We start from the raw sequence: 21,926 nt of genomic DNA, 5'->3' as shown, positions 1-21,926 counted from the left end.
TCGCTGTTGCCTTGACGACCGCCATCAGTCCAACGGCACCAACCATTGTCCACAGGCTTGGGCCAGGTGGTCGGTCAACAGGCCCAACAGCTGCCCGCCGCTGCGCCAATGATGCCAGTACAACGGCACATCGATGGGCTTATCTGGCATCAACTCGACCAGCACGCCTTTTTCCAGCTGGTCGCGCACCTGCAGTTCAGGCACCAGCCCCCAGCCGAGCCCGGCTTCCGCCAGGCGGATAAAGCCTTCGGACGATGGGCATAAATGGTGTTCGAAACCACCGTCCACGCCCAGAGACGCCAAATAGCGATGCTGCAGGAAATCATCCGGGCCAAACACCAGCGCCGGTGTGCGCGCCAGTTGGTCGGCACGCACACCTTCGGGGAAATGCCGTGCAACAAATGCCGGGCTGGCCAACGCCCGATAACGCATGGCGCCGAGCAACAGGCTGCGGGCTCCGGCCACCGGGCGCTCGCTGGCGCAGATACAGGCGGCCACCTCGCCGGCGCGCATGCGCTTGAGCCCCACCGTCTGGTCTTCTACCACCAGATCCAGCAGCAAATGCTGCTCGGCACAGAAGTCGCTGACCGCCTCGGCCCACCAAGTGGCCAGGCTGTCGGCATTCAGGGCGATGCGCAGGCGTTCGGGCATGCCTTCTTCGTCCAGCGCCGGCACCTGGCTTTGCAGGTCGCGCTCCAGCAGCCGCACTTGCTGCACATGGTTAAGCAAACGCCGACCGATATCGGTGGGCGCCGGCGGCGTAACCCGCACCAGCACCGGCTGGCCGATGCGTGCTTCCAATAACTTGATGCGCTGGGAAATCGCCGATTGCGACAGCCCCAATACCTGGGCACCGCGCTCGAAGCCGGCCTGTTCCACCACCGCCGCCAGGGCGGAAAGCAATTTATAGTCGAACATCAGTTTCTCTAATGAGCGATCAGCAATATTGGTTTTTCTTATACAGCCTGGGCCATGAGAATAGCCAGCATCGCTTCTCTCTTCATAAGGACCTTCAGCATGGCTGGCGAAACCGCCCTGGCAACCCTGCTGCGCAGCATGAGCCCGCAGCTCAATGACGGTGACTACGTGTTCTGCACCCTGCCTGACCATCGGATTCCGGCCGGTTGCGAGGCCATCGGCAGCTTTCGCGAACAGGAAGGCCTGACCCTGATCCTGGAGCGCCGGCAGGCGGAACAGGCCGGCCTGGCGTTCGACTACATCGCGGCGTGGATCACCCTGAATGTGCATTCAGCGCTGCAAGCCGTGGGCCTGACGGCCGCCTTCGCCAGCGCACTCGGCAAGGCCGGGATCAGTTGCAACGTGATCGCCGGCTACTACCACGACCACCTGTTCGTCGGCCGCGCGGATGCCGAGCGAGCCATGGACGTATTGCGGCAACTGGCAGCGACTTCGGAGTAATGGTTATGTGGCAAAGCTATCTGAACGGATTATTGGTGGCCCTGGGGCTGATCATGGCCATCGGCACGCAAAACGCATTTGTATTGGCGCAAAGCCTGCGCCGTGAACATCACCTGCCAGTGGCAGCGTTGTGCGTGGTGTGCGACGCCTTGCTCGTGGCAGCCGGGGTATTCGGCCTGGCGACGGTACTGGCACAAAACCCGCTGCTGCTGGCAATTGCCCGCTGGGGCGGCGCCGCGTTCCTGCTGTGGTACGGCACCCTGGCGCTGCGCCGGGCGTTTTCGACACAGGGCCTGGAGCAAGGGGGCGACCTCAAGGTCCGCTCATTGCGCGCCGTATTGCTCAGTGCCCTGGCGGTCACGTTGCTCAATCCGCATGTGTATCTGGACACGGTGCTGCTGATCGGCTCGCTGGGCGCGCAACAAACCGAACCCGGCGCCTACGTGGCCGGGGCCGCGAGTGCATCGTTGCTGTGGTTCGCCACCCTGGCGCTCGGCGCGGCCTGGTTGGCGCCGTGGCTGGCACGCCCGGCGACATGGCGCCTGTTGGACCTGTTGGTAGCAGTGATGATGTTCAGCGTGGCCTATCAATTGATCAGCGCCTGATGAATATTCCAAAACGCTCTGGAACCTCTATCCCACACAGTTGTTGCGTGGTTTTGCCGCACCCCCGGTGCTATGATCCGGACCCTGCGCCGCAAAGAGTACAAACTCCCCGGCGCTTGTTTGGCCGCCCGTGATCGGCCTTGCGCTCACCGCAACTGACCTGATTAGGAGAATCATCATGGCTTTCGAATTGCCGCCGCTGCCCTACGCACACGATGCCCTGCAGCCGCACATCTCCAAGGAAACCTTGGAGTACCACCACGACAAGCACCACAACACCTATGTCGTGAACCTGAACAACCTGGTGCCAGGCACCGAGTTCGAAGGCAAGACCCTGGAAGAAATCGTCAAGTCTTCTTCGGGCGGCATCTTCAACAACGCCGCTCAGGTCTGGAACCACACCTTCTACTGGAACTGCCTGGCACCAAACGCCGGCGGCCAACCTACCGGCGCGCTGGCTGAAGCCATCAACGCCGCGTTCGGTTCGTTCGACAAGTTCAAGGAAGAATTCACCAAGACGTCCGTCGGCACCTTCGGTTCCGGTTGGGGCTGGCTGGTGAAAAAGGCTGACGGTTCCCTGGCCCTGGCCAGCACCATCGGCGCCGGCAACCCGCTGACCAGCGGCGACACCCCGCTGCTGACCTGCGACGTGTGGGAACACGCCTACTACATCGACTACCGCAACGTGCGTCCAAAGTATGTGGAAGCGTTCTGGAACCTGGTCAACTGGAAGTTCGTCGCTGAGCAGTTCGAAGGCAAGACCTTCACTGCCTAAGCAACCCTTGCAGTAGAAAGAGCCCGGCGAATGCCGGGCTTTTTTATGCGAGGCAGGAATGATGGAACTCAGCAATGGGAACTTGCCACCTATACGGCGAGAGGAATCCCCCTCTTATCCAATATCGGAGAGTTCTCATGCCAATAGCAGAAACCGCAGCAGTCGGATTAGCCGTCGGGGTCGCCACCCAAGCGGCTCAAACCGCGCTCCCCGTAGTCGCTGATGTAGCCGCTCCTGTACTGGACAGCGCCGCACCAGGCGCAGGGCAAGCGCTCAAAGGAACAATCAACTTTGCATCTTCCGCCGCAGAGGTACTGCCGAAGATAGGAGGATAAAGAGGGAATGGCGGATCTCAATCCGCCTACAGCCCCCTCGCGCCCCAGTTTTATTTCTCACCCCACGCGACGCTGAGCCACAACGCTCCTCGACATTTTTCCCAAACCATCCCCAGCCGCAATGTTCCTTTGACTGCCAACCTCAGATTGCCAATACTCATGGCATATTGAAGGCCACCCGCATGAGACAAGGAATGCCCCTTTGAAGCTGGAACTCAAAAACAGCTTGTCGGTGAAGTTGCTACGGGTCGTGCTGCTGTCGGCGTTGATCGTGGGCGTGACGCTGAGCGTGGCGCAGATCGTGTTCGATGCCTACAAGACGCGCCAGGCCGTGGCCGGTGATGCCCAGCGCATCCTTGACATGTTTCGCGACCCCTCGACCCAGGCCGTCTATAGCCTGGACCGCGAGATGGGCATGCAGGTGATAGAGGGGCTGTTCCAGGACGAGGCGGTGCGCATGGCCTCCATCGGCCATCCCAACGAAACCATGCTGGCAGAAAAAAGCCGCGCCTTGCAGCACTCCCCCAGCCGCTGGCTCACCGACCTGATTCTTGGCCGGGAACGCACCTTCACCACGGCCTTGGTCGGCAAAGGCCCCTACAGCGAATATTACGGCGACCTGAGCATTACCCTCGACACCGCCACGTACGGCCAGGGTTTTATTGTCAGTTCGGTGATCATCTTCATTTCCGGCGTGTTACGCGCCTTGGCCATGGGCCTGGTGTTGTACCTGGTTTACCACTGGCTGCTGACCAAGCCGCTGTCGCGGATTATCGAACACCTGACATCGATCAACCCGGACCGTCCCAGCGAGCACAAGATCCCGCAACTCAAGGGCCACGAGCGCAACGAGTTGGGGTTGTGGATCAACACCGCCAACCAGTTGCTCGAATCCATCGAGCGCAACACCCACCTGCGCCATGAGGCGGAATCCAGCCTGCTGCGCATGGCCCAGTACGATTTTCTCACCGGCCTGCCCAACCGCCAGAAACTGCAGGAGCAACTGGACAAGATCCTCATCGACGCCGGCCGCCGCCAGCGCCGCGTAGCGGTGCTGTGCGTGGGACTGGATGACTTCAAAAGCGTCAACGAGCAGTTCACCTACCAGGCCGGCGACAAATTGCTGCTGGCCCTGGCCGACCGTCTGCGCGCCCACAGCGGTCGCCTCGGCGCCCTCGCCCGCCTGGGGGGCGACCAGTTCGCGCTGGTACAGGCCGATATCGACCAGCCCTACGAAGCGGCCGAACTGGCGCAAAGCATCCTCGACGACCTGGAGGCGGAGTTCGCCCTCGACCACGAGGAAATTCGCCTGCGCGCCACCATCGGCATCACCTTGTTTCCCGAAGATGGCGACAGCACCGAGAAGCTGCTGCAAAAAGCCGAACAGACCATGACCCTGGCCAAGAGTCGCTCTCGCAACCGCTATCAGTTCTATATCGCCAGCGTCGACAGCGAAATGCGCCGCCGCCGCGAGCTGGAAAAAGACCTGCGCGATGCCCTCAGCCGCGACCAGTTCCACCTGGTCTACCAGCCGCAGATCAGCTACCGCGACCAGCGTGTGGTAGGCGTGGAAGCCCTGATCCGCTGGCAGCACCCGGAACACGGCCTGGTGCCGCCGGACCTGTTCATCCCGCTGGCAGAACAGAACGGCACCATTATTCCGATTGGCGAATGGGTACTGGACCAGGCCTGTCGACAATTGCGCGAATGGCATGACCTGGGCTTCACCGAACTGCGCATGGCGGTCAACCTGTCCACCGTGCAGTTGCACCACACCGAGTTGCCACGGGTGGTCAACAACCTGATGCAGATCTACCGCCTGCCGCCGCGCAGCCTGGAACTGGAAGTCACCGAGACCGGCCTGATGGAAGACATCAGCACCGCCGCCCAACACCTGTTGAGCCTGCGCCGCTCCGGGGCATTGATCGCGATTGATGATTTCGGCACCGGCTATTCCTCCTTGAGCTATTTGAAGAGCCTGCCCCTGGACAAGATCAAGATCGACAAAAGCTTCGTCCAGGACCTACTGGACGACGATGACGACGCCACCATCGTTCGCGCCATTATCCAACTGGGCAAAAGCCTGGGCATGCAGGTCATCGCGGAAGGCGTGGAAACCGCGGAGCAGGAGGCCTACATCATCTCCGAGGGTTGCCATGAAGGTCAGGGTTACTACTACAGTAAACCCCTGCCGGCCCGGGAGTTGGCGGCTTTTTTGAAGCAGGCGGAGCGCAATGGCGCGGCTATTCTCTGAGCGGACAAAACGATACTGAAGATTTCCCGCGTATAACCCTTTACACAAAATGCAAATCTTTCGCATTATGTCGCAGTTTTGCGCGACCCCCGCGCGCCCATCAACAACCGAAGCAGGATGTTCGCCATGATTCGTATGCCCCTGGCCACCGCCAGTCTGCTGGCCATTGCCATTTCTCTCGCCGGTTGCGGCGAAGGTAAAGACAAGCCCGCAGCCAACCAGGCGCCGACCCCGGCTGCCAGCACCACCGCTCCAGCGGCTGCCACCCCTGCCGGCCAGGTCGATGAAGCGGCCGCCAAGGCCGTGGTTGCGCATTACGCCGACATGGTCTTCGCGGTGTACAGCGATGCCGAGTCCACGGCAAAAACCCTGCAAACCGCAATCGACGCCTTCCTCGCCAAACCGAACGACGAAACCCTGAAAGCCGCCCGCGCCGCCTGGGTTGCCGCGCGCGTTCCGTACCTGCAGAGCGAAGTGTTCCGCTTCGGCAACACCATCATCGATGACTGGGAAGGTCAGGTTAACGCCTGGCCTCTGGACGAAGGTCTGATCGACTACGTCGACAAATCCTACGAACACGCTCTGGGCAACCCGGGCGCTACCGCCAACATCATCGCCAACACCGAAGTCCAGGTCGGCGAAGACAAGGTCGACGTGAAGGACATCACCCCGGAAAAACTCGCCAGCCTCAATGAGCTGGGCGGTTCCGAAGCCAACGTCGCCACCGGCTACCACGCCATCGAATTCCTGCTCTGGGGCCAGGACCTGAACGGCACCGGCCCAGGCGCCGGCAACCGCCCTGCGTCGGACTACCTGACCGGCGACGGCGCAACCGGCGGCCACAACGAGCGCCGCCGCGCCTACCTGACCGCCGTGACCCAACTGCTGGTCAGCGACCTGCAGGAAATGGTCGGCAACTGGAAACCCAACGTCGAAGACAACTACCGCGCCACCCTGGAGGCAGAACCTGCCACCGACGGCCTGCGCAAAATGTTGTTCGGCATGGGCAGCCTGTCCCTGGGCGAACTGGCCGGTGAACGCATGAAGGTTTCCCTGGAAGCCAACTCGCCGGAAGACGAACAGGACTGCTTCAGCGACAACACCCATTACTCGCACTTCTACGACGCCAAGGGCATCCGCAACGTCTACCTGGGCGAGTACACCCGCGTCGACGGCACCAAACTGACCGGCGCCAGCCTGTCGTCCCTGGTGGCCAAGGCCGACCCGGCGGCCGATACCGCGCTGAAAGCGGACCTGGCGGCGACCGAAGCGAAAATCCAGGTCATGGTTGATCATGCCAACAAGGGTGAACACTACGACCAGTTGATCGCCGCCGGTAACGACGCGGGCAACCAGATCGTGCGTGACGCCATCGCCGCCCTGGTCAAGCAGACCGGTTCGATCGAAGCCGCTGCCGGCAAGCTGGGCATCAGCGACCTGAACCCGGATAACGCTGATCACGAGTTCTGATCAGTGCGGTGTTAAATGAGGCGGCCTTCGGGTCGCCTTTTTTTACCTGCCTTTCACAGTAGGACCGCCACCCCCTCCCACATTTGATTTGCGTCGCCTTCAAGGCCCGGTTTACATGCCCGGCACCCCAGGTAGAATGGCGCCTCTGCCCTATTTCGAGCTCACTTCATGGCGTTGCCGACCCTACGCATCATCGGTTTCATCATCGGCATCTTCCTGATCACCCTTGCGATCGCCATGGTCGTGCCCATGGCCACCCTGGTGATTTTCGAACGGACCAGCGACCTGCCCTCGTTCCTCTGGGCCAGCCTGATCACCTTTGTCGCCGGGCTCGCCCTGGTGATTCCCGGGCGTCCCGAACACGTGCACCTGCGTCCGCGAGACATGTACCTGCTCACGGTCAGCAGTTGGGTGGTGGTATGCGTATTCGCCGCGCTGCCGTTCCTGCTGACCCAGCACATCAGCTACACCGACTCGTTTTTCGAAAGCATGTCCGGCATCACCGCCACCGGTTCCACGGTGCTGAGCGGCCTGGACACCCTGTCCCCTGGCATTCTGATGTGGCGCTCGCTGCTGCACTGGCTCGGCGGCATCGGCTTTATCGGCATGGCGGTGGCGATCCTGCCGCTGCTGCGCATCGGTGGCATGCGCCTGTTCCAGACCGAATCCTCGGACCGCTCGGAGAAGGTCATGCCCCGCTCGCACATGGTGGCGCGGCTGATCGTGGCGGCCTACGTCGGCATCACCATCCTCGGTAGCCTGGCGTTCTGGTGGGCCGGCATGGGCCTGTTCGATGCGATCAACCATGCGATGTCGGCGATTTCCACCGGTGGGTTCTCCACCTCGGACGAGTCCCTGGCGCACTGGAAACAACCGGCGGTGCACTGGGTGGCGGTGGTGGTGATGATCCTCGGCAGCTTGCCGTTTACCCTGTACGTGGCCACCTTGCGGGGTAATCGCAAGGCATTGATCAAGGATCAGCAAGTACAGGGCTTGCTCGGTTTGTTGCTGGTGACCTGGCTGGTGCTCGGCACCTGGTACTGGTGGACCACCAACCTGCATTGGCTGGATGCCCTGCGCCATGTGGCGTTGAACGTCACGTCGGTAGTGACCACCACCGGTTTTGCACTGGGGGACTACAGCCTGTGGGGCAATTTCTCACTGATGCTGTTTTTCTACCTGGGCTTCATCGGTGGCTGTTCCGGCTCCACGGCGGGCGGGATCAAGATTTTCCGCTTCCAGGTCGCCTATATCCTGCTCAAGGCCAACTTGAACCAGCTGATTCACCCGCGCGCGGTAATCAAGCAGAAGTACAACGGCCACCGCCTCGACGAAGAGATCGTGCGTTCGATCCTGACCTTTTCGTTTTTCTTCGCCATCACCATCTGCGCCATCGCCCTGGCCTTGTCGCTGCTGGGCCTGGACTGGATGACCGCACTCACCGGCGCCGCCAGCACCGTGTCCGGTGTCGGCCCGGGCCTGGGGGAAACCATTGGCCCGGCCGGCAACTTCGCCAGCCTGCCGGATGCGGCCAAGTGGATCCTGTCCCTGGGCATGCTGCTGGGCCGGCTGGAAATCATCACAGTCTTTGTTCTGTGCATTCCGGCGTTCTGGCGTCACTGACCGTCGACGCGTCCTGCAGTCGCGCCCGGTATTCGCCGGGCGTGGCATCGAACCAGCGGCGAAACGCGCGAAAGAAGTTGCTCGGGTCGGCAAAGCCCAGCAGGTAGGCGATCTCTAACAGGGTCATGCTCGGCTGCGCCAGGTACTGCTCGGCCAGTTCGCGGCGGGTGTCGTCGAGCAGGGTCTGGAAACTCGTGCCTTCTTCCTGCAGGCGCCGCTGCAAGGTGCGCTGGGACAGGTGCAGGGTCTGGGCCACCACTTCGCGCTTGGGCTCGCCCTGGGGCAGCAGTCGGCACAGCACCTGCCGCGCCTTGTGGGTCACGCGGCTTTCGGAGAACCGCGCCAGGTATTCACCGGCAAATCGATCGTGCAACAGCGCCATGGCCTCGTTGGCCGTGGGCAGCGGCGCGTCCATGTCGGCGCGCTCAAAGATCAGCGCGTCATACGGCGCATTGAACTCCAGCGGGGCATGGAACGCTTGTTTATAGGGGGCCAGGTCCCCCGGCTGATCGCCCTGCAACAGCACTTTGCGGGGTTGCAGGGTCCGCCCGGTGAGCCAGCCGCACAGCGCCAACGCACAGGCCAGGGAGGCTTCGGCGCTTTGTCGGGTCGGCGGAAGATGATCGCCATGCACCGTCAGAATCAGCGCATAGCCTTCAGGTAATAGTCGGAAACTCAAATCGGCACTTTCGGCGATGATCCGCTGGTAACGCACCAGGCGCATAAAGCCCTCGGCCAGGGTGTTGCTGGACATCAAGGCGTAACCGGCCACATGAAACGACGCCGGGCGCACCACCTTGCCCATGTTCAGGCCAATCGCCGGGTTACCCGACAGCTCGACCGCGCGCTGCCACAGGCGAGTCATGGAGTCTTGCGGGAACCGTGCATCGGGGTCACTCAGGGCGGCGTAGTCCAGGCCCAGTTGCTTGAACAAGGCGCGGCAATCCAGGCCGTCCATTTCCAGTGCCTTGACTATCCCCATCGCCCAGCTTGCAGAAGTTGTTCGTTCGCTCATGGCGTCTTCTTAATAAAGCAGGCTCAAAATGGCAGCCAGGAAAGCCAAGGATACTAAAGTGGCATCTATTGTCACTGGCTGTTACCACTGATCACTCTAGACTCAAATAAGCTCCCCGCCGAACATCTGTTCGGCGGCACAACAATCAAAGGGCCGGCTGCAGTGGAAAACCTCAAGCGATTCAATAGCTTTGCCGAGTTTTACCCCTATTACCTGACCGAGCACGGCAACAGCACCTGCCGGCGCCTGCACTTTATCGGCACTACCCTGGTGATCGGCATCCTGGCCTATGCCATCGGCCGAGGTTCACTGGGGCTGTTATTGGCCGTGCCGATTGCCGGCTACAGTTTTGCCTGGATCGGGCACTTCTTCTTCGAAAAGAACCGTCCGGCGACCTTCCAGCACCCGTTCTACAGCTTGCTGGGGGATTTTGTGATGTACCGCGACATGATCCTCGGCAAGGTGCCGTTCTGAGCGATGTGACCTCTTGTCACTTGCGTAAAAACGATAAAAGGTTCGTACACCCGGCGATATAAAAGTCTTTTTGTCATTTACAGTGCTGTATCCTGCCAAGGCTTTTTGAGAGCGCGGAATCACCTGCGATTGAAAAAACAGACTTTGCGAGGAGCGACGACGATGCACGAGATACCTAATCTCCCCTTCCCAAGCCTGCACGAAACTGAGCAGCCAACACCGCAGCAGGCCAGCGCGAAGCAGCCTGAGGCCAAAGAAGCAAAACCAGTCGACAGCAAGAGCCAGGACTGACGCCGTACCAGACCGTGTGGAAAGCGTACCTTTGAACGCTTTCCACACTGCCTGAATCACCCCCGAGGTACCCGCCATGACAGACACCCTCCCGGACACCGCCGTACTCGACACCGCCCTGCAGATGGTCGACGTGTGGAACCGCCTCAGCGCGGACAAACAAGCCTTGCTGCTCAAGCGCTTCGGCACCCAGGAAAACGCCCTGGCCGCCCTGGTCACCACCCAGTTACTCGCCCCCCTTCAAGCCTGACGTCTTTTTGATCTGACGTTTTTGCGTTTTACCGCCCTGCGCACGCCCAAGCCCCGGTATCATTAGCAGCCTATCTTTACCTGCTGCGACAGTGGACCTCTCCCATGCCAGATACCCAGCGCCCCCTGGCGGTAACGCTGCAAGTTGTTTCCATCGTGTTGTTCACCTTTATCGGCTACCTGAATATCGGCATTCCCCTGGCCGTGTTGCCGGGCTATGTCCACAGTGAACTGGGCTACGGGGCGGTGATCGCCGGCCTGGTGATCAGCGTGCAGTACCTGGCCACGCTGCTGAGCCGCCCGTATGCAGGCAAAATCATCGATAACCTGGGCAGCAAGCGGGCGGTGCTGATCGGCCTGGTGGGGTGCGGCGCGAGTGGCGTGTTCATGTTGCTTGCGGCGTGGTTTTCAAGCGTGCCGGCCGTCAGCCTGGCCAGCCTGCTCATTGGTCGATTGATACTGGGCAGCGCAGAAAGCCTGGTGGGCTCAGGTGCCATCGGCTGGGGCATCGGCCGGGTGGGCGCGGCCAATACCGCCAAGGTCATTTCGTGGAACGGCATCGCCAGTTACGGCGCGCTGGCGGTCGGTGCGCCGTTGGGTGTGCTGCTGGTGCGGAATTTCGGACTGTGGAGCATGGGTGTCAGCATTATCCTGCTGGCGGTCGTCGGCGTGCTGCTGGCCTGGAACAAAGTGGCCGCCCCCATCGTCGCCGGCGTGCGCCTGCCGTTCATGAACGTACTGGGCCGAGTCCTGCCCCACGGCTGCGCGCTGGCCCTGGGCTCCATCGGCTTTGGCACCATCGCCACCTTTATCACCCTGTATTACACCACCCAGCACTGGGATAACGCGGTGTGGGCATTGAGCCTGTTCGGCGCCAGCTTTATCGGTGCGCGCCTGCTGTTCGGCAACTTGATCAACCGTATCGGCGGCTTTCGCGTAGCGATCGCCTGCCTGTCGGTGGAGATCCTCGGCCTGCTGCTGTTGTGGCTGGCGCCGGATGCCAACCTGGCCCTGGCCGGCGCGGCGTTGAGCGGTTTCGGCTTCTCCCTGGTGTTTCCGGCGCTGGGGGTGGAGGCGGTCAACCTGGTGCCCGCATCCAGCCGTGGTTCGGCGGTGGGCGCCTATTCGCTGTTTATCGACCTGTCGCTGGGCATTACCGGGCCGCTGGCCGGGGCCGTGGCGGCAGGTTTCGGTTTTGCGTCGATCTTCCTGTTCGCCGCCCTCGCCGCCCTCGGTGGGCTGCTGCTGAGTGTCTACCTGTACCGGCAAGCACCCAAGGCCCGCGAAGCGCGCGATGCCTAGAAGTCGACCTTGCCGCGCCCGGCCTTGATGCTGCCGCGCTTGGTCTTGGATTCCAGGCGCCGCTTTTTCGAGCCCAGGGTGGGCTTGGTCGGGCGGCGCTTCTTCTCGACCTTGGTGGCACTGAGGATCAGCTCCACCAGGCGCTCCAGCGCGTCGGCGCGGTTCTGTTCCTGGGTCCGGTACTGCTGGGCCTTGAGCACCAGCACGCCTTCGCTGGTGATACGGCTGTCACGCAGTGCCAGCAGTCGCTCCTTGTAGAACGCCGGCAGCGACGACGCCGGAATATCAAACCGCAGGTGCACCGCGCTCGACACCTTGTTGACGTTCTGCCCGCCGGCGCCCTGGGCGCGGATGGCGGTCAGCTCGATTTCGGCATCGGGCAGGTGCACGTTGTTGGAAATAACCAGCATCACTCAATAAACCCTAGGCAACAGACACACCCAATCAGGACAACAGCCTCAACAACAAGGACGCATGACAATGAAAAGACTATTGATCACTTTGCTCGGCACCTTATCACTCATTCAAACGTCACTGTCCTTTGCAGATAACGCCAATGGCAAAAACCTCTATTCACAGCGCTGCGCCATGTGCCACGGGCCGGACCTCAAGGCAACGGGGCCGTTGGCCAATAAAAGCAACCCGCCTACACCTGACCTGACAACCCCAGCCTTCAAAAAACGGCTGGCGGCTTACCCGGGCGTTATTGTGTCGTCGGTCATACTTCGCCCGAATGGAGACCTGATCCCAAAAACGCTGCGCGAGAATGGGGTGAAGGTCGCGCCGCATGCCTGGAACGTTAAGGACTTTCGCGACTTGAATGAATACATGAGCGGTGTGATTTCAAAAAGTTGACGGCTTCAAACCGCAAAAAACCCCGCGCCCTATGCAGGATTCGGGGTTTTCCAGGTAGGCGCCTGTTTACTTCAACGCTGCACTCGCGGTGCTCAACGCCGCTTCAGCACTGCGCTTGTTCTTGATCCAATAACACACAGCCATAAACGCCACCCACAGCGGGATCGCGTACACCGACACCTGGATTCCCGGAATCATCAGCATGATCACCAGGATAAACACCACGAACGCCAGGCACACATAGTTGCCATACGGGTACCACAGCGCCTTGAACAGCGGCACCTGGCCGGTGCGGTTCATGTGCTGGCGGAACTTGAAGTGGGAGAAGCTGATCATCGCCCAGTTGATCACCAGCGTGGCCACCACCAGGGACATCAGCAATTCCAGCGCATGTTGCGGGATGAAGTAGTTCATCAACACCGCCACCAGCGTGACCGCCGCCGACGCGAGGATCGAACGCACCGGCACGCCGCGCTTGTCGATCTTGGCCAGCGCCTTGGGCGCATCACCCTGCTCAGCCATGCCCAGCAGCATGCGGCTGTTGCAGTAGGTGCCGCTGTTGTACACCGACAACGCCGCCGTCAACACCACGAAGTTGAGGATATGCGCGGCGGTGTTGCTGCCCAGCATGGAGAACACCTGCACGAACGGGCTGCCACTGTAGGCATCGCCGGAGGCGTTGAGGGTGGCCAGCAGGCTGTCCCATGGTGTCAGCGACAGCAATACCACCAGGGCGCCGATGTAGAAGATCAGGATGCGGTAGATCACCTGGTTGATCGCCTTGGGGATCACGGTGCGTGGCTGGTCGGCTTCGGCGGCGGTAAAGCCGAGCATTTCCAGGCCGCCGAAGGAGAACATGATGATCGCCATGGCCATCACCAAGCCGCTGACGCCATGGGGGAAGAAGCCGCCGTGTTCCCACAGGTTGCTCACCGAGGCTTGCGGGCCGCCGCTGCCGCTGACCAGCAGGTAGCTGCCCAGGGCGATCATGCCGACGATGGCCACCACCTTGATGATGGCGAACCAGAACTCCGCTTCACCAAAGACTTTGACGTTGGCCAGGTTGATCAGGTTGATCAGCACGAAGAACGCCGCCGCCGACACCCAGGTCGGGATCTCCGGCCACCAGTAGTGCACGTATTTGCCGACGGCTGTCAGCTCGGACATGCCCACCAGGATGTACAGGATCCAGCAGTTCCAGCCCGACAGGAAGCCGGCGAAACCGCCCCAGTACTTGTGGGCAAAGTGGCTGAAGGAACCGGCGACCGGCTCTTCGACGATCATTTCGCCGAGCTGGCGCATGATCATGAAGGCAATGAAGCCGCAGATGGCATAACCCAGGATCATCGACGGGCCGGCGGATTTGAGCACGCCGGCCGAGCCCAGGAACAGGCCGGTGCCGATGGCGCCACCAAGGGCGATCAACTGGATATGCCGATTTTTCAGGCCGCGTTTCAGCTCGCCTGAAGAGGAATGGGGTTCACTCATGAAAAGGGTCTCACGCAAGGTTTGATGATGTTGAATGCAGGTTGCTGCCTTGAATTACCGACTCAAGCAGCGCCGCTCAAACCCCAGCGCAGGCACCAGGAGTACAGCGTCTTTCTAATGGTCATGCGTCACCTGTTTGTTTTTATCTGTGACGAAATCGAACCCGCCGGGCTCGTGGCCAGGCGGAGTGATCAGGGTGGGTAAACCCTGAGGTCTTGGCCTTTTGCGTGGTTACGCAAGGGGGTCACAGTAAAACGCGGCGCATTGTACACCGCTCGACAGCTTCAAGCCGTACCCGCAGCGCACGTGCGACGATCTGTCAGGTATTCCTTACAGCGGTAAATAGGCCAATCATGCCGCGAGCTACACGTAAATTAATCGTTACAGCCTGGAAAATCGGCGTTACAGCTGTAAGTTTTTGAAAAAATGGCGGTAAGAAAATTCATCACCATTAGCGACGCCAGCTCACTGTATTTGCTGAAGAAAAAAAGCCGGCGAAAAAACAGAAGAAAAAATCCAAATGAGACCGTGTCAATAAATTTTTTGCATTACCAAACACTCTCACCTAGGTTCTTTCACTTGCCCAGCGAAGCCCGCTGGCAAGCCGTTCTCAAACAACGTCCTCTAGGAGATACACCATGCAAGCACTGGAAAACGACCTGGAAACCGAACTGCAACTCGACGATTGGTTTGAAGCGCCGACCCACGAGGCCGCCGTTGAAATGATGCAAGCCGATGCCGTGGTGCCATTTGGCACGGCGATGTGGCCTTTCTGACACCCGGCACGTATTCGGCAGGTGCTGTGCACGGCACCTGCCTCCTTACCCAAGGCACACAAGGACATACGTCATGGACAAGGCCCGCGCCGTTGAACACTTTCTCTACTACCTTGCACACCATCCGGCCCTCGGCGGCCTGAACTGCCCCACCGTGCTGCTGGGCCACACCGAGCGCTACGACGCCATCGCCCAGGCGATCGCCCAGAGCAGCGCTGCCCGTTTCAACTTCCAGGTGCAGCGCCTGGACCTGGCCGACAGCGACAGCCTGGCGCAGGCCATCGAAGCCTGCGACCTGTACCTGTTCCTCTACGATTCCTCCACCCTGCCCAACCCGCGCGCCGAAGGCCCGGACTTTATCCGTGCCCTGCAAGGCGTGATGGCCGAACACTGGAAGAAATCCCTGCTGTTCAAGGATTACGGCGACTACTTCTACGACACCTTCAGCGTCGAGCCGCAGCGCATCGCCGACCTCAACGCCACACTGATCCGGCGCATGTCCCAAGCCGCTGTGCTGAGTTTTACCGACAAACACGGCTCACGCCTGCAGGCGCCCATGAGCAGCATCAAGAAGTGGACCAATATCAACGGCATCGGCAACCACGACCTGGCCCCCGGCGAAATCGCCACCCACAGCGAAGCCATCAATGGCCAGGTGCGGTTTGTCGGCACCTTTCTCAGCACCATCCCCTTCGCACGCAAGTACGGCGTGCTGCAGTCACCACTGGAACTGTGGATCGAAAACTCGACCATCTGCAGCGTGGCCAGTGACGTACCGGGGCTGGCCGACGACTTCAATAAATACCTGAATGCCAACCCGTCCAATCGCCGGGTGGAGGAACTGGGGATTGGCACCAATGAAGGGGTGAAGGACCTGTACGCGCGCAATGCCGGGTTCGAGGAGCGCCATTGCGGCTTGCACCTGGGCTTGGGTGGCGGGCAGAAAGGCAGCCATCACCTGGACCTGATCTTTGCCAGTGGGGTATTGGCGCTGGATGACAAACCGGTGTTTGACGGCACTTTTGCGTTCTGAACACCGAACTTGAAAATGATGGAGAACCAACTGTGGGAGCAAGCCCCATCCCACATGTTTTACCTGTATTCCAAGGCAAAAAAAAACGCCAACCCTAGGGTTGGCGTTTGTGTGCAGCGGTTACATCACTGCGGCTTCTTGCGACCGAAGCCTGGACGCTGACCCGAACCGGCCGGTGCGCCACGGCGCTTGCCCGATGGCTCGTCCGCCACCAGCTTCAGGCCTGGGCGCTTTTTCGGCGCGGGCTTGGCCGGGCGCTTGGTGTTGGCACTGTCGGCTGGGTGATCGGATGCAGGAGCACCGCGACCGGCGTCACCACGGTTGCTGCGACCACCGCTTGGCGCGTCACCACGACCGGCTGGGCGTGGGGTGCGTGGCGCACGTTCGCCTTCCTGGCGCGATGGCGCGGTGGGGCGACGCTCGCCTTCGATATGCGGTTGACGCGAGATACGCCCGCCGGTCGCCGGTGCATCCAGCGCCGGGCGCAGGGTGCGGGCAACACGTTCGGTGCGGGCCACGGGGCGCGACGATTTACGCTGCATACGATCGAGCTTGTCTTTGCTCTTGGCGTTCATCTGCGGCATGGCGACCGGCGTCAGGCCGACTTCGGCGCTGAGGATGTCGACTTCGTACTGGCTCATTTCACGCCAGCGGCCCATCGGCAGGTCGGAGTTGAGGAACACCGGACCAAAACGCACGCGCTTCAGGCGGCTGACCACCAGGCCCTGGGATTCCCACAGGCGACGCACTTCACGGTTACGGCCTTCCATCACCACGCAGTGGTACCAGTGGTTGAAACCTTCACCGCCCGGCGCCTGCTTGATGTCGGTGAACTTGGCCGGGCCGTCTTCCAGCACCACGCCGGCCTTGAGGCGTTCGATCATCTCGTCATCGACTTCACCACGCACACGCACGGCGTATTCGCGGTCCATCTCGTAGGACGGGTGCATCAGGCGGTTGGCCAGTTCACCGTCGGTGGTGAACATCAGCAAGCCGGTGGTGTTGATGTCGAGACGACCGATGTTGATCCAACGGCCTTCCTTGGGCTTGGGCATCTTGTCGAACACGGTCGGACGGCCTTCCGGGTCGTCACGGGTGCAGATCTCGCCATCGGGCTTGTTGTACATGATCACGCGGCGCACCGATTCGGCGGCCTCTTCACGCTTGATGACCTTGCCATCAATGGTGATTGCATCGTGCAGGTCGACGCGCTGGCCAAGGGTGGCCTCGACGCCGTTGACCTTGATGCGCTTCTGGGTGATCCAGGCTTCGACGTCGCGGCGCGAGCCCACGCCGATACGCGCCAGCACCTTTTGCAGCTTTTCGCCTGCAGGGCCGATTTCCTGGCTGTCGTTCTGGTCTTTGTCGTTCATCTTAAGCACCTCCCGGTGGGTCGATTCAGGCGTGGCCTGAAGAGTGTTGAAAGCGGGGCTTTGGCCGAATAGGTCGGCAAAGGGTCGCGAATCATACGCCCATGGCGCGCATTGCGCATCAGAGACTAGTCGATAAGCACCAGGTCATTGGTTTTTCCGCCGACCGGCGATGCCCAGGGCACCACTGAACCCTTGTGGGAGGGGGCTTGCCCCGATTGCGGTGTGTCAGTCTCAATCTCTTTAACTGAACCACCGCTATCGGGGGCAAGCCCCCTCCTACATTGGACTGCGTCAGTCTTCGAACTGGCGGCGTTCTGCCTCGATGGCCTCGGCCAGTGCCCGGGCTTCGTCTTCTTCGTCGCTCAGGGGCGGTTGTTCGAGGGCGGCGACGGCGGCCAGGAGTTTTTCGCGGGCTTCGGCCACGCCGAGGATATCGTCCTCAGGTTCAGGCTCGACCTCCACGCTCACCTGGGCGTCCGGCTCGGCCGCACCATCGCGCAGCAAGTCATCAAAGTCGGTCTTGATGCCCTGCTCCATGTCGTCCAGTTCCAGCAACAACGTATGGAAACTGGTTTCGTCCTTGGGCTCTTCCGGCTCGGCGGTGGCGTCGGCCAGTTCCTGCAGGCTCGCCGGGACCGGGGCGTCGTCGAAGTCGAGCACCGGCTCGGCCTCCATCTCGCGCAATTCGGCCAGGGGCGGCAGGTCGTCGAGGTTTTTCAGGTTGAAATGGTCGAGGAACACCTTGGTGGTGGCGAACATCGCCGGTTTGCCGGGCACGTCGCGGTAGCCGACGATGCGGATCCACTCACGCTCCAGCAGCGTCTTGACGATATGGCTGTTGACCGCCACGCCCCGCACGTCCTCGATTTCGCCACGGGTGATGGGCTGGCGATAGGCGATCAGCGCCATGGTCTCCAGCATCGCCCGTGAATAGCGCTGCGGGCGCTCTTCCCAGAGGCGGCCGACCCACGGGGAAAACTTCTCACGGATCTGCAGGCGATAACCCGACGCCACCTCGCGCAGTTCAAAGGCGCGGCCGTCGCAGGATTTGCGCAGGATTTCCAGTGCCTTCTTGAACACCGGCGGTTCAGGGCGCTCGGCTTCCTCAAACAGTTCGAACAGACGCTCCAGGGATTGCGGCTTACCCGAGGCCAGGAGAAAGGCCTCCAGTAACGGGGCCAGTTCGCGGGGTTCAGTCAGATTCATCGTTTCAGCTCTTTATTCGGCTCGCGCCCGCACGTGGATAGCCGCAAAAGGCTCATTCTGGACCAGCTCGACCAAGGACTCCTTGACCAGTTCGAGGACCGCCATAAAGGTCACCACCACCCCCAGGCGCCCTTCTTCCGCCGTGAACAGCTCCACAAACGGCACAAACCCGCCGCCCTTGAGGCGTTCGAGTACATCGCTCATGCGCTCGCGGGTGGACAGGGCCTCGCGGCTGACCTGGTGGTGCTCGAACATATCGACACGGCGCAGCACCTCGGCCATGGACATCAGCAACTCTTCCAGGCTCACGTCCGGCAGCAGCTTGCGTGCACGGGCCTCGGGGGCGTCGAGCTTGGGTACCACCACGTCGCGACCGACGCGGCTCAGGCCGTCGATACCTTCGGCGGCGGCCTTGAAGCGCTCGTATTCCTGCAGGCGGCGGATCAGTTCGGCGCGCGGGTCGTCCTCTTCGGCCTCGACCGTCTCCGCGCGCGGCAACAGCATGCGCGACTTGATCTCGGCGAGCATGGCGGCCATCACCAGGTACTCGGCAGCCAGTTCCAGGCGTACCGACTGCATCAATTCGACATAGCCCATGTACTGGCGGGTGATTTCCGCCACCGGGATGTCGAGGATGTTGATGTTCTGCTTGCGGATCAGGTACAGCAGCAAGTCCAGCGGGCCCTCGAAAGCCTCAAGGAAGACCTCCAGGGCGTCCGGCGGAATGTACAGGTCCAGCGGCATTTCCAGCACCGCCTGGCCGTAGACCATGGCAAACGGCAGCTCCTGCTGGGCGCCCGCCTGGCTGTCGACGGTTTCCACGGCTGACATTCAGGCCTCGGCCATAAAGGGCGCAGGATCGCCGCAACCGACACGGATCACTTCAGGTTCGCCGTCGGCCAGGTTGATCACGGTGGAGGCCTTGTTGCCGCCGAAACCGCCGTCGATGATCAGGTCGACCTGTTTTTCCAGCAATTGGCGCATTTCGTATGGGTCTTCCAGGGGCTCGGTGTCGCCGGGCATGATCAGCGACACACTCATCAACGGCTCACCCAGCTCGGCCAGCAACGCCAGGGCGATGGGATGCTCCGGCACCCGCAGGCCAATGGTGCGTTTTTTCGGGTGCAGCAGCAGGCGCGGCACTTCGCGGGTCGCGTTGAGGATAAAGGTGTAGGGCCCTGGCGTGTGGGCCTTGAGCAGGCGGAAGGTGCCGGTGTCGACCTTGGCGAACAGGCCCAGCTGGGACAAGTCGCTGCAGATCAGCGCGAAGTTGTGCTTGTCATCCAGCTGGCGCAGGCGTCTGACACGCTCGACAGCGCCCTTGTCACCGATCTGGCAACCGATGGCGTAGGACGAATCGGTCGGGTAGATCACCACACCGCCGGCGCGAATGATCTCTACGGCCTGCTTGATCAGGCGCGCCTGGGGGTTTTCCGGATGAATCTGGAAGAATTGACTCACGGGTTCTACCTGTTCAGACGGTGGCAATAATGGGGTCATGCTTGAATCTCCCCCACAACAGCGGCAAATCTTCCGGGACCGCGCGGTACTCGCCGATCTCGGACCAGCCGCCAGGGCCATGAAAGTCACTGCCGGCGCTGACCAGCAGACCAAATTCGCGAGCAAGGATCGACAGGCTGCCCACCTGTTCGGCGGGTTGAAAGCCGTTGACCACTTCAATCGCGTGACCGCCAGCTCCAATATAGTCGCCAATCAGCTTGCGACGCTTGCTGCGGGTGAAATCGTAATGCCAGGGATGGGCCAGGCTGACCCAGGCTCCGGAGGCCCGCAGGGTCTCGACGGTGTCTTCGAGGGTCGGCCAATGTTGCTTCACATCGCCCAACTTGCCGGCGCCCAGCCACTTGCGAAAGGCTTCGGCGCGGTCTTTGACAAAACCCTCACGCACCATCCAGTCGGCAAAGTGCGGACGGGCCGGCGCGTTGCCGCTGTCACCCAGTTCCTGCTGGATGGCGCGGGCGCCGTCGAGGGCGTTGGGCATGCCTTTGAGGCTGAGTTTTCGGCTTATTTCTTCGGACCGCAGCCAGCGGCCATCGTGCAATTGCGCGATAGCCTCCACCAGCGGCGGCGCTTTTTGATCGAAGCCGTAGCCGAGCACATGAATGGTGGCGCCGCCCCAGGTGCAGGACAATTCCACCCCGTTGACCAGCTGCATGCCCAGGGCATGGGCCGTTGTACGGGCTTCGTCGAGGCCTTCGAGGGTGTCGTGGTCGGTCAACGAGAGGACTCGCACGCCTTTTTCAAACGCACGCGCAACCAGTACCGCGGGCGCCAGGGCGCCGTCGGAGGCCGTGCTGTGGCAGTGCAAATCAACATTCACGGGGGGGTGTAACCTCAAGTCAGCTGGCGCTATCGCAACCAAGGATGTTTGTTATTATGCCGCCACATCCAGCTTCTGGCTCTTACTGTGAAACAATTCATCGACTTCATCCCGCTGTTGCTGTTTTTCATCGTTTACAAACTCGACCCCAGGGTCATCGACCTGGCCGGCCATGAGCTGACTGTCGGCGGCATCTACAGTGCCACCGCCGTGCTCATCATCAGCTCTGTGGTGGTCTACGGCGCCATCTTCATTTCCCAGCGCAAACTGGAAAAAAGCCAGTGGCTGACCCTGGTCGCCTGCCTGGTCTTCGGCAGCCTGACCCTGGCCTTCCACAGCGAAACCTTCCTGAAATGGAAAGCGCCGGTGGTGAACTGGCTGTTCGCCCTGGCGTTCATCGGCAGCCACTTCATCGGTGATCGCCTGCTGATCAAGCGGATCATGGGCCACGCGCTGACCCTGCCGGAACCGGTGTGGACACGCTTGAACCTGGCCTGGATCGCGTTTTTCATCTTCTGCGGCGCCGCCAACCTTTTCGTGGCGTTTACCTTCCAGGACTACTGGGTCGACTTCAAAGTGTTCGGCAGCCTGGGCATGACCGTGCTGTTCCTGGTCGCCCAGGGCATCTACCTGTCGCGCCACCTGCATGACACCGAGCCTACTACGCCGAAAACCGAGGACTGACATGCTCTACGCCATCATTGCCACCGACGTCGCCAACTCGCTGGAAAAACGCCTGTCCGTGCGCCCGGCCCACGTCGAGCGCCTGAAAGTCCTTCAAGCCGAAGGCCGCATCGTGCTGGCCGGCCCGCACCCGGCCGTGGACAGCAACGACCCGGGCGACGCCGGTTTTACCGGTAGCCTGATCGTCGCCGAGTTTGCCTCGCTGGCCGATGCCCAGGCCTGGGCCAAGGCCGATCCCTATGTCGCCGCAGGGGTCTACGCCGACGTAGTGATCAAACCCTTCAAGCAAGTCCTGCCCTGATCCCGATTGCGCCGAACCTATTGAGTACGGCGCACTCCTAATTGCTCATTATTTTCGGCA

23 protein-coding genes are annotated in these 21,926 nt (G+C 61.3%); 14 read left to right on the top strand and 9 right to left on the bottom strand.

The genetic code is table 11. From position 1 onward, the window contains the following. Positions 1-24: 24 nt before the first annotated feature. Positions 25-918, bottom strand: coding sequence for a LysR family transcriptional regulator ArgP (locus tag B9N88_RS19060; RefSeq protein WP_027605587.1), 894 nt, complete (start codon positions 916-918; stop codon positions 25-27). Between the two features lie 99 nt (positions 919-1,017). On the opposite strand from B9N88_RS19060, the gene B9N88_RS19055 reads away from it, so the two are divergent. The 6 genes from B9N88_RS19055 (at position 1,018) to B9N88_RS19030 (ending at position 8,481) form a co-directional block, all read left to right on the top strand. Beyond that, a complete protein-coding gene (locus tag B9N88_RS19055; RefSeq protein ID WP_027605586.1) occupies positions 1,018-1,419 on the top strand; it encodes an ACT domain-containing protein in 402 nt (133 codons plus the stop codon). A gap of 5 nt (positions 1,420-1,424) precedes the next feature. Continuing rightward, positions 1,425-2,024 (top strand): LysE/ArgO family amino acid transporter, encoded by a 600-nt coding sequence (locus tag B9N88_RS19050; protein WP_027605585.1) that lies wholly within the window; start codon positions 1,425-1,427, stop codon positions 2,022-2,024. Between the two features lie 178 nt (positions 2,025-2,202). After that, the gene (locus B9N88_RS19045; protein WP_003212997.1) at positions 2,203-2,799 is read left to right on the top strand and encodes a superoxide dismutase; all 597 of its coding nucleotides are present in this window, start codon (positions 2,203-2,205) and stop codon (positions 2,797-2,799) included. A 537-nt stretch (positions 2,800-3,336) separates the two neighbouring features. Continuing rightward, positions 3,337-5,388, top strand: a complete 2,052-nt coding sequence (locus B9N88_RS19040) for a putative bifunctional diguanylate cyclase/phosphodiesterase (RefSeq protein ID WP_027605584.1) — start codon at positions 3,337-3,339, stop codon at positions 5,386-5,388. 126 nt (positions 5,389-5,514) lie between these two features. Next, positions 5,515-6,858, top strand: coding sequence for an imelysin family protein (locus B9N88_RS19035; protein ID WP_027605583.1), 1,344 nt, complete (start codon positions 5,515-5,517; stop codon positions 6,856-6,858). Positions 6,859-7,026: 168 nt separating this feature from the next. Continuing rightward, complete coding sequence (locus B9N88_RS19030) at positions 7,027-8,481, top strand: TrkH family potassium uptake protein (RefSeq protein ID WP_027605582.1); 1,455 nt, start codon at positions 7,027-7,029, stop codon at positions 8,479-8,481. On the opposite strand, the gene B9N88_RS19025 is transcribed toward B9N88_RS19030, so the two are convergent. Continuing rightward, positions 8,438-9,496 (bottom strand): AraC family transcriptional regulator, encoded by a 1,059-nt coding sequence (locus B9N88_RS19025; RefSeq protein WP_027605581.1) that lies wholly within the window; start codon positions 9,494-9,496, stop codon positions 8,438-8,440. The genes B9N88_RS19030 and B9N88_RS19025 overlap by 44 nt on opposite strands. Positions 9,497-9,658: 162 nt before the next feature. Between B9N88_RS19025 and B9N88_RS19020 the strand changes: the two genes are divergently transcribed. The 3 genes from B9N88_RS19020 to B9N88_RS19015 all read left to right on the top strand — a co-directional run bounded on the left by B9N88_RS19020 (position 9,659) and on the right by B9N88_RS19015 (position 11,812). Then, complete coding sequence (locus B9N88_RS19020; RefSeq protein ID WP_027605580.1) at positions 9,659-9,970, top strand: Mpo1-like protein; 312 nt, start codon at positions 9,659-9,661, stop codon at positions 9,968-9,970. Between the two features lie 367 nt (positions 9,971-10,337). Continuing rightward, positions 10,338-10,511, top strand: coding sequence for a hypothetical protein (locus B9N88_RS32680; protein ID WP_162844272.1), 174 nt, complete (start codon positions 10,338-10,340; stop codon positions 10,509-10,511). Between the two features lie 104 nt (positions 10,512-10,615). After that, positions 10,616-11,812 (top strand): MFS transporter, encoded by a 1,197-nt coding sequence (locus B9N88_RS19015; protein ID WP_027605579.1) that lies wholly within the window; start codon positions 10,616-10,618, stop codon positions 11,810-11,812. On the opposite strand, the gene arfB is transcribed toward B9N88_RS19015, so the two are convergent. After that, positions 11,809-12,222 (bottom strand): alternative ribosome rescue aminoacyl-tRNA hydrolase ArfB, encoded by a 414-nt coding sequence (gene arfB / locus B9N88_RS19010; RefSeq protein WP_017139168.1) that lies wholly within the window; start codon positions 12,220-12,222, stop codon positions 11,809-11,811. The genes B9N88_RS19015 and arfB overlap by 4 nt on opposite strands. A 70-nt stretch (positions 12,223-12,292) precedes the next feature. Here arfB and B9N88_RS19005 point away from each other — a divergent pair, with 70 nt between their 5' ends. After that, positions 12,293-12,667 (top strand): cytochrome c, encoded by a 375-nt coding sequence (locus B9N88_RS19005; protein WP_027605578.1) that lies wholly within the window; start codon positions 12,293-12,295, stop codon positions 12,665-12,667. 66 nt (positions 12,668-12,733) lie between these two features. On the opposite strand, the gene B9N88_RS19000 is transcribed toward B9N88_RS19005, so the two are convergent. Next, the gene (locus B9N88_RS19000; protein ID WP_027605577.1) at positions 12,734-14,155 is read right to left on the bottom strand and encodes an amino acid permease; all 1,422 of its coding nucleotides are present in this window, start codon (positions 14,153-14,155) and stop codon (positions 12,734-12,736) included. Between the two features lie 638 nt (positions 14,156-14,793). On the opposite strand from B9N88_RS19000, the gene B9N88_RS32675 reads away from it, so the two are divergent. Next, entirely contained in the window at positions 14,794-14,931 is a 138-nt protein-coding gene (locus B9N88_RS32675; protein WP_003175756.1) for a hypothetical protein, read from the top strand. A gap of 73 nt (positions 14,932-15,004) precedes the next feature. Then, positions 15,005-15,964 (top strand): M29 family metallopeptidase, encoded by a 960-nt coding sequence (locus B9N88_RS18990; protein WP_027605575.1) that lies wholly within the window; start codon positions 15,005-15,007, stop codon positions 15,962-15,964. Positions 15,965-16,089: 125 nt separating this feature from the next. Here B9N88_RS18990 and rluB read toward each other — a convergent pair whose 3' ends face one another. The 5 genes from rluB to B9N88_RS18965 form a co-directional block, all read right to left on the bottom strand. Beyond that, on the bottom strand, positions 16,090-17,337 hold the full coding sequence (gene rluB, locus B9N88_RS18985) for a 23S rRNA pseudouridine(2605) synthase RluB (RefSeq protein WP_027605574.1): 1,248 nt from the start codon (positions 17,335-17,337) through the stop codon (positions 16,090-16,092). 291 nt (positions 17,338-17,628) lie between these two features. After that, positions 17,629-18,543 (bottom strand): SMC-Scp complex subunit ScpB, encoded by a 915-nt coding sequence (gene scpB / locus B9N88_RS18980; RefSeq protein WP_027605573.1) that lies wholly within the window; start codon positions 18,541-18,543, stop codon positions 17,629-17,631. Between the two features lie 12 nt (positions 18,544-18,555). Then, a complete protein-coding gene (locus B9N88_RS18975; protein ID WP_177327731.1) occupies positions 18,556-19,254 on the bottom strand; it encodes a segregation and condensation protein A in 699 nt (232 codons plus the stop codon). Between the two features lie 120 nt (positions 19,255-19,374). Continuing rightward, complete coding sequence (locus B9N88_RS18970) at positions 19,375-20,004, bottom strand: L-threonylcarbamoyladenylate synthase (RefSeq protein ID WP_027605571.1); 630 nt, start codon at positions 20,002-20,004, stop codon at positions 19,375-19,377. A gap of 13 nt (positions 20,005-20,017) precedes the next feature. Continuing rightward, complete coding sequence (locus B9N88_RS18965) at positions 20,018-20,881, bottom strand: PHP domain-containing protein (RefSeq protein ID WP_027605570.1); 864 nt, start codon at positions 20,879-20,881, stop codon at positions 20,018-20,020. A gap of 87 nt (positions 20,882-20,968) precedes the next feature. Here B9N88_RS18965 and B9N88_RS18960 point away from each other — a divergent pair, with 87 nt between their 5' ends. Both B9N88_RS18960 and B9N88_RS18955 read left to right on the top strand, forming a co-directional pair. Then, positions 20,969-21,565: a septation protein A gene (locus B9N88_RS18960; RefSeq protein ID WP_027605569.1), complete on the top strand. Its 597-nt coding sequence runs from the start codon at positions 20,969-20,971 to the stop codon at positions 21,563-21,565. A 1-nt stretch (position 21,566) separates the two neighbouring features. Further along, complete coding sequence (locus tag B9N88_RS18955) at positions 21,567-21,866, top strand: YciI family protein (RefSeq protein ID WP_027605568.1); 300 nt, start codon at positions 21,567-21,569, stop codon at positions 21,864-21,866. Positions 21,867-21,926: the final 60 nt, after the last annotated feature.

The organism is Pseudomonas sp. LAMO17WK12:I1 (genome assembly GCF_900177315.1).
GTDB classification, from domain to species: domain Bacteria; phylum Pseudomonadota; class Gammaproteobacteria; order Pseudomonadales; family Pseudomonadaceae; genus Aquipseudomonas; species Aquipseudomonas marginalis.
This window is presented reverse-complemented; position numbering and strand designations above follow the sequence as displayed.

Coding starts and splice junctions, on each gene's coding strand:
- B9N88_RS19060 (WP_027605587.1), bottom strand. CDS start 918: ATGTTCGACTATAAATTGCTTTCCGCCCTGGCGGCGGTGGTGGAACAG.
- B9N88_RS19055 (WP_027605586.1), top strand. CDS start 1,018: ATGGCTGGCGAAACCGCCCTGGCAACCCTGCTGCGCAGCATGAGCCCG.
- B9N88_RS19050 (WP_027605585.1), top strand. CDS start 1,425: ATGTGGCAAAGCTATCTGAACGGATTATTGGTGGCCCTGGGGCTGATC.
- B9N88_RS19045 (WP_003212997.1), top strand. CDS start 2,203: ATGGCTTTCGAATTGCCGCCGCTGCCCTACGCACACGATGCCCTGCAG.
- B9N88_RS19035 (WP_027605583.1), top strand. CDS start 5,515: ATGATTCGTATGCCCCTGGCCACCGCCAGTCTGCTGGCCATTGCCATT.
- B9N88_RS19030 (WP_027605582.1), top strand. CDS start 7,027: ATGGCGTTGCCGACCCTACGCATCATCGGTTTCATCATCGGCATCTTC.
- B9N88_RS19025 (WP_027605581.1), bottom strand. CDS start 9,496: ATGAGCGAACGAACAACTTCTGCAAGCTGGGCGATGGGGATAGTCAAG.
- B9N88_RS32680 (WP_162844272.1), top strand. CDS start 10,338: ATGACAGACACCCTCCCGGACACCGCCGTACTCGACACCGCCCTGCAG.
- B9N88_RS19015 (WP_027605579.1), top strand. CDS start 10,616: ATGCCAGATACCCAGCGCCCCCTGGCGGTAACGCTGCAAGTTGTTTCC.
- arfB (WP_017139168.1), bottom strand. CDS start 12,222: ATGCTGGTTATTTCCAACAACGTGCACCTGCCCGATGCCGAAATCGAG.
- B9N88_RS19005 (WP_027605578.1), top strand. CDS start 12,293: ATGAAAAGACTATTGATCACTTTGCTCGGCACCTTATCACTCATTCAA.
- B9N88_RS19000 (WP_027605577.1), bottom strand. CDS start 14,155: ATGAGTGAACCCCATTCCTCTTCAGGCGAGCTGAAACGCGGCCTGAAA.
- B9N88_RS32675 (WP_003175756.1), top strand. CDS start 14,794: ATGCAAGCACTGGAAAACGACCTGGAAACCGAACTGCAACTCGACGAT.
- B9N88_RS18990 (WP_027605575.1), top strand. CDS start 15,005: ATGGACAAGGCCCGCGCCGTTGAACACTTTCTCTACTACCTTGCACAC.
- rluB (WP_027605574.1), bottom strand. CDS start 17,337: ATGAACGACAAAGACCAGAACGACAGCCAGGAAATCGGCCCTGCAGGC.
- scpB (WP_027605573.1), bottom strand. CDS start 18,543: ATGAATCTGACTGAACCCCGCGAACTGGCCCCGTTACTGGAGGCCTTT.
- B9N88_RS18955 (WP_027605568.1), top strand. CDS start 21,567: ATGCTCTACGCCATCATTGCCACCGACGTCGCCAACTCGCTGGAAAAA.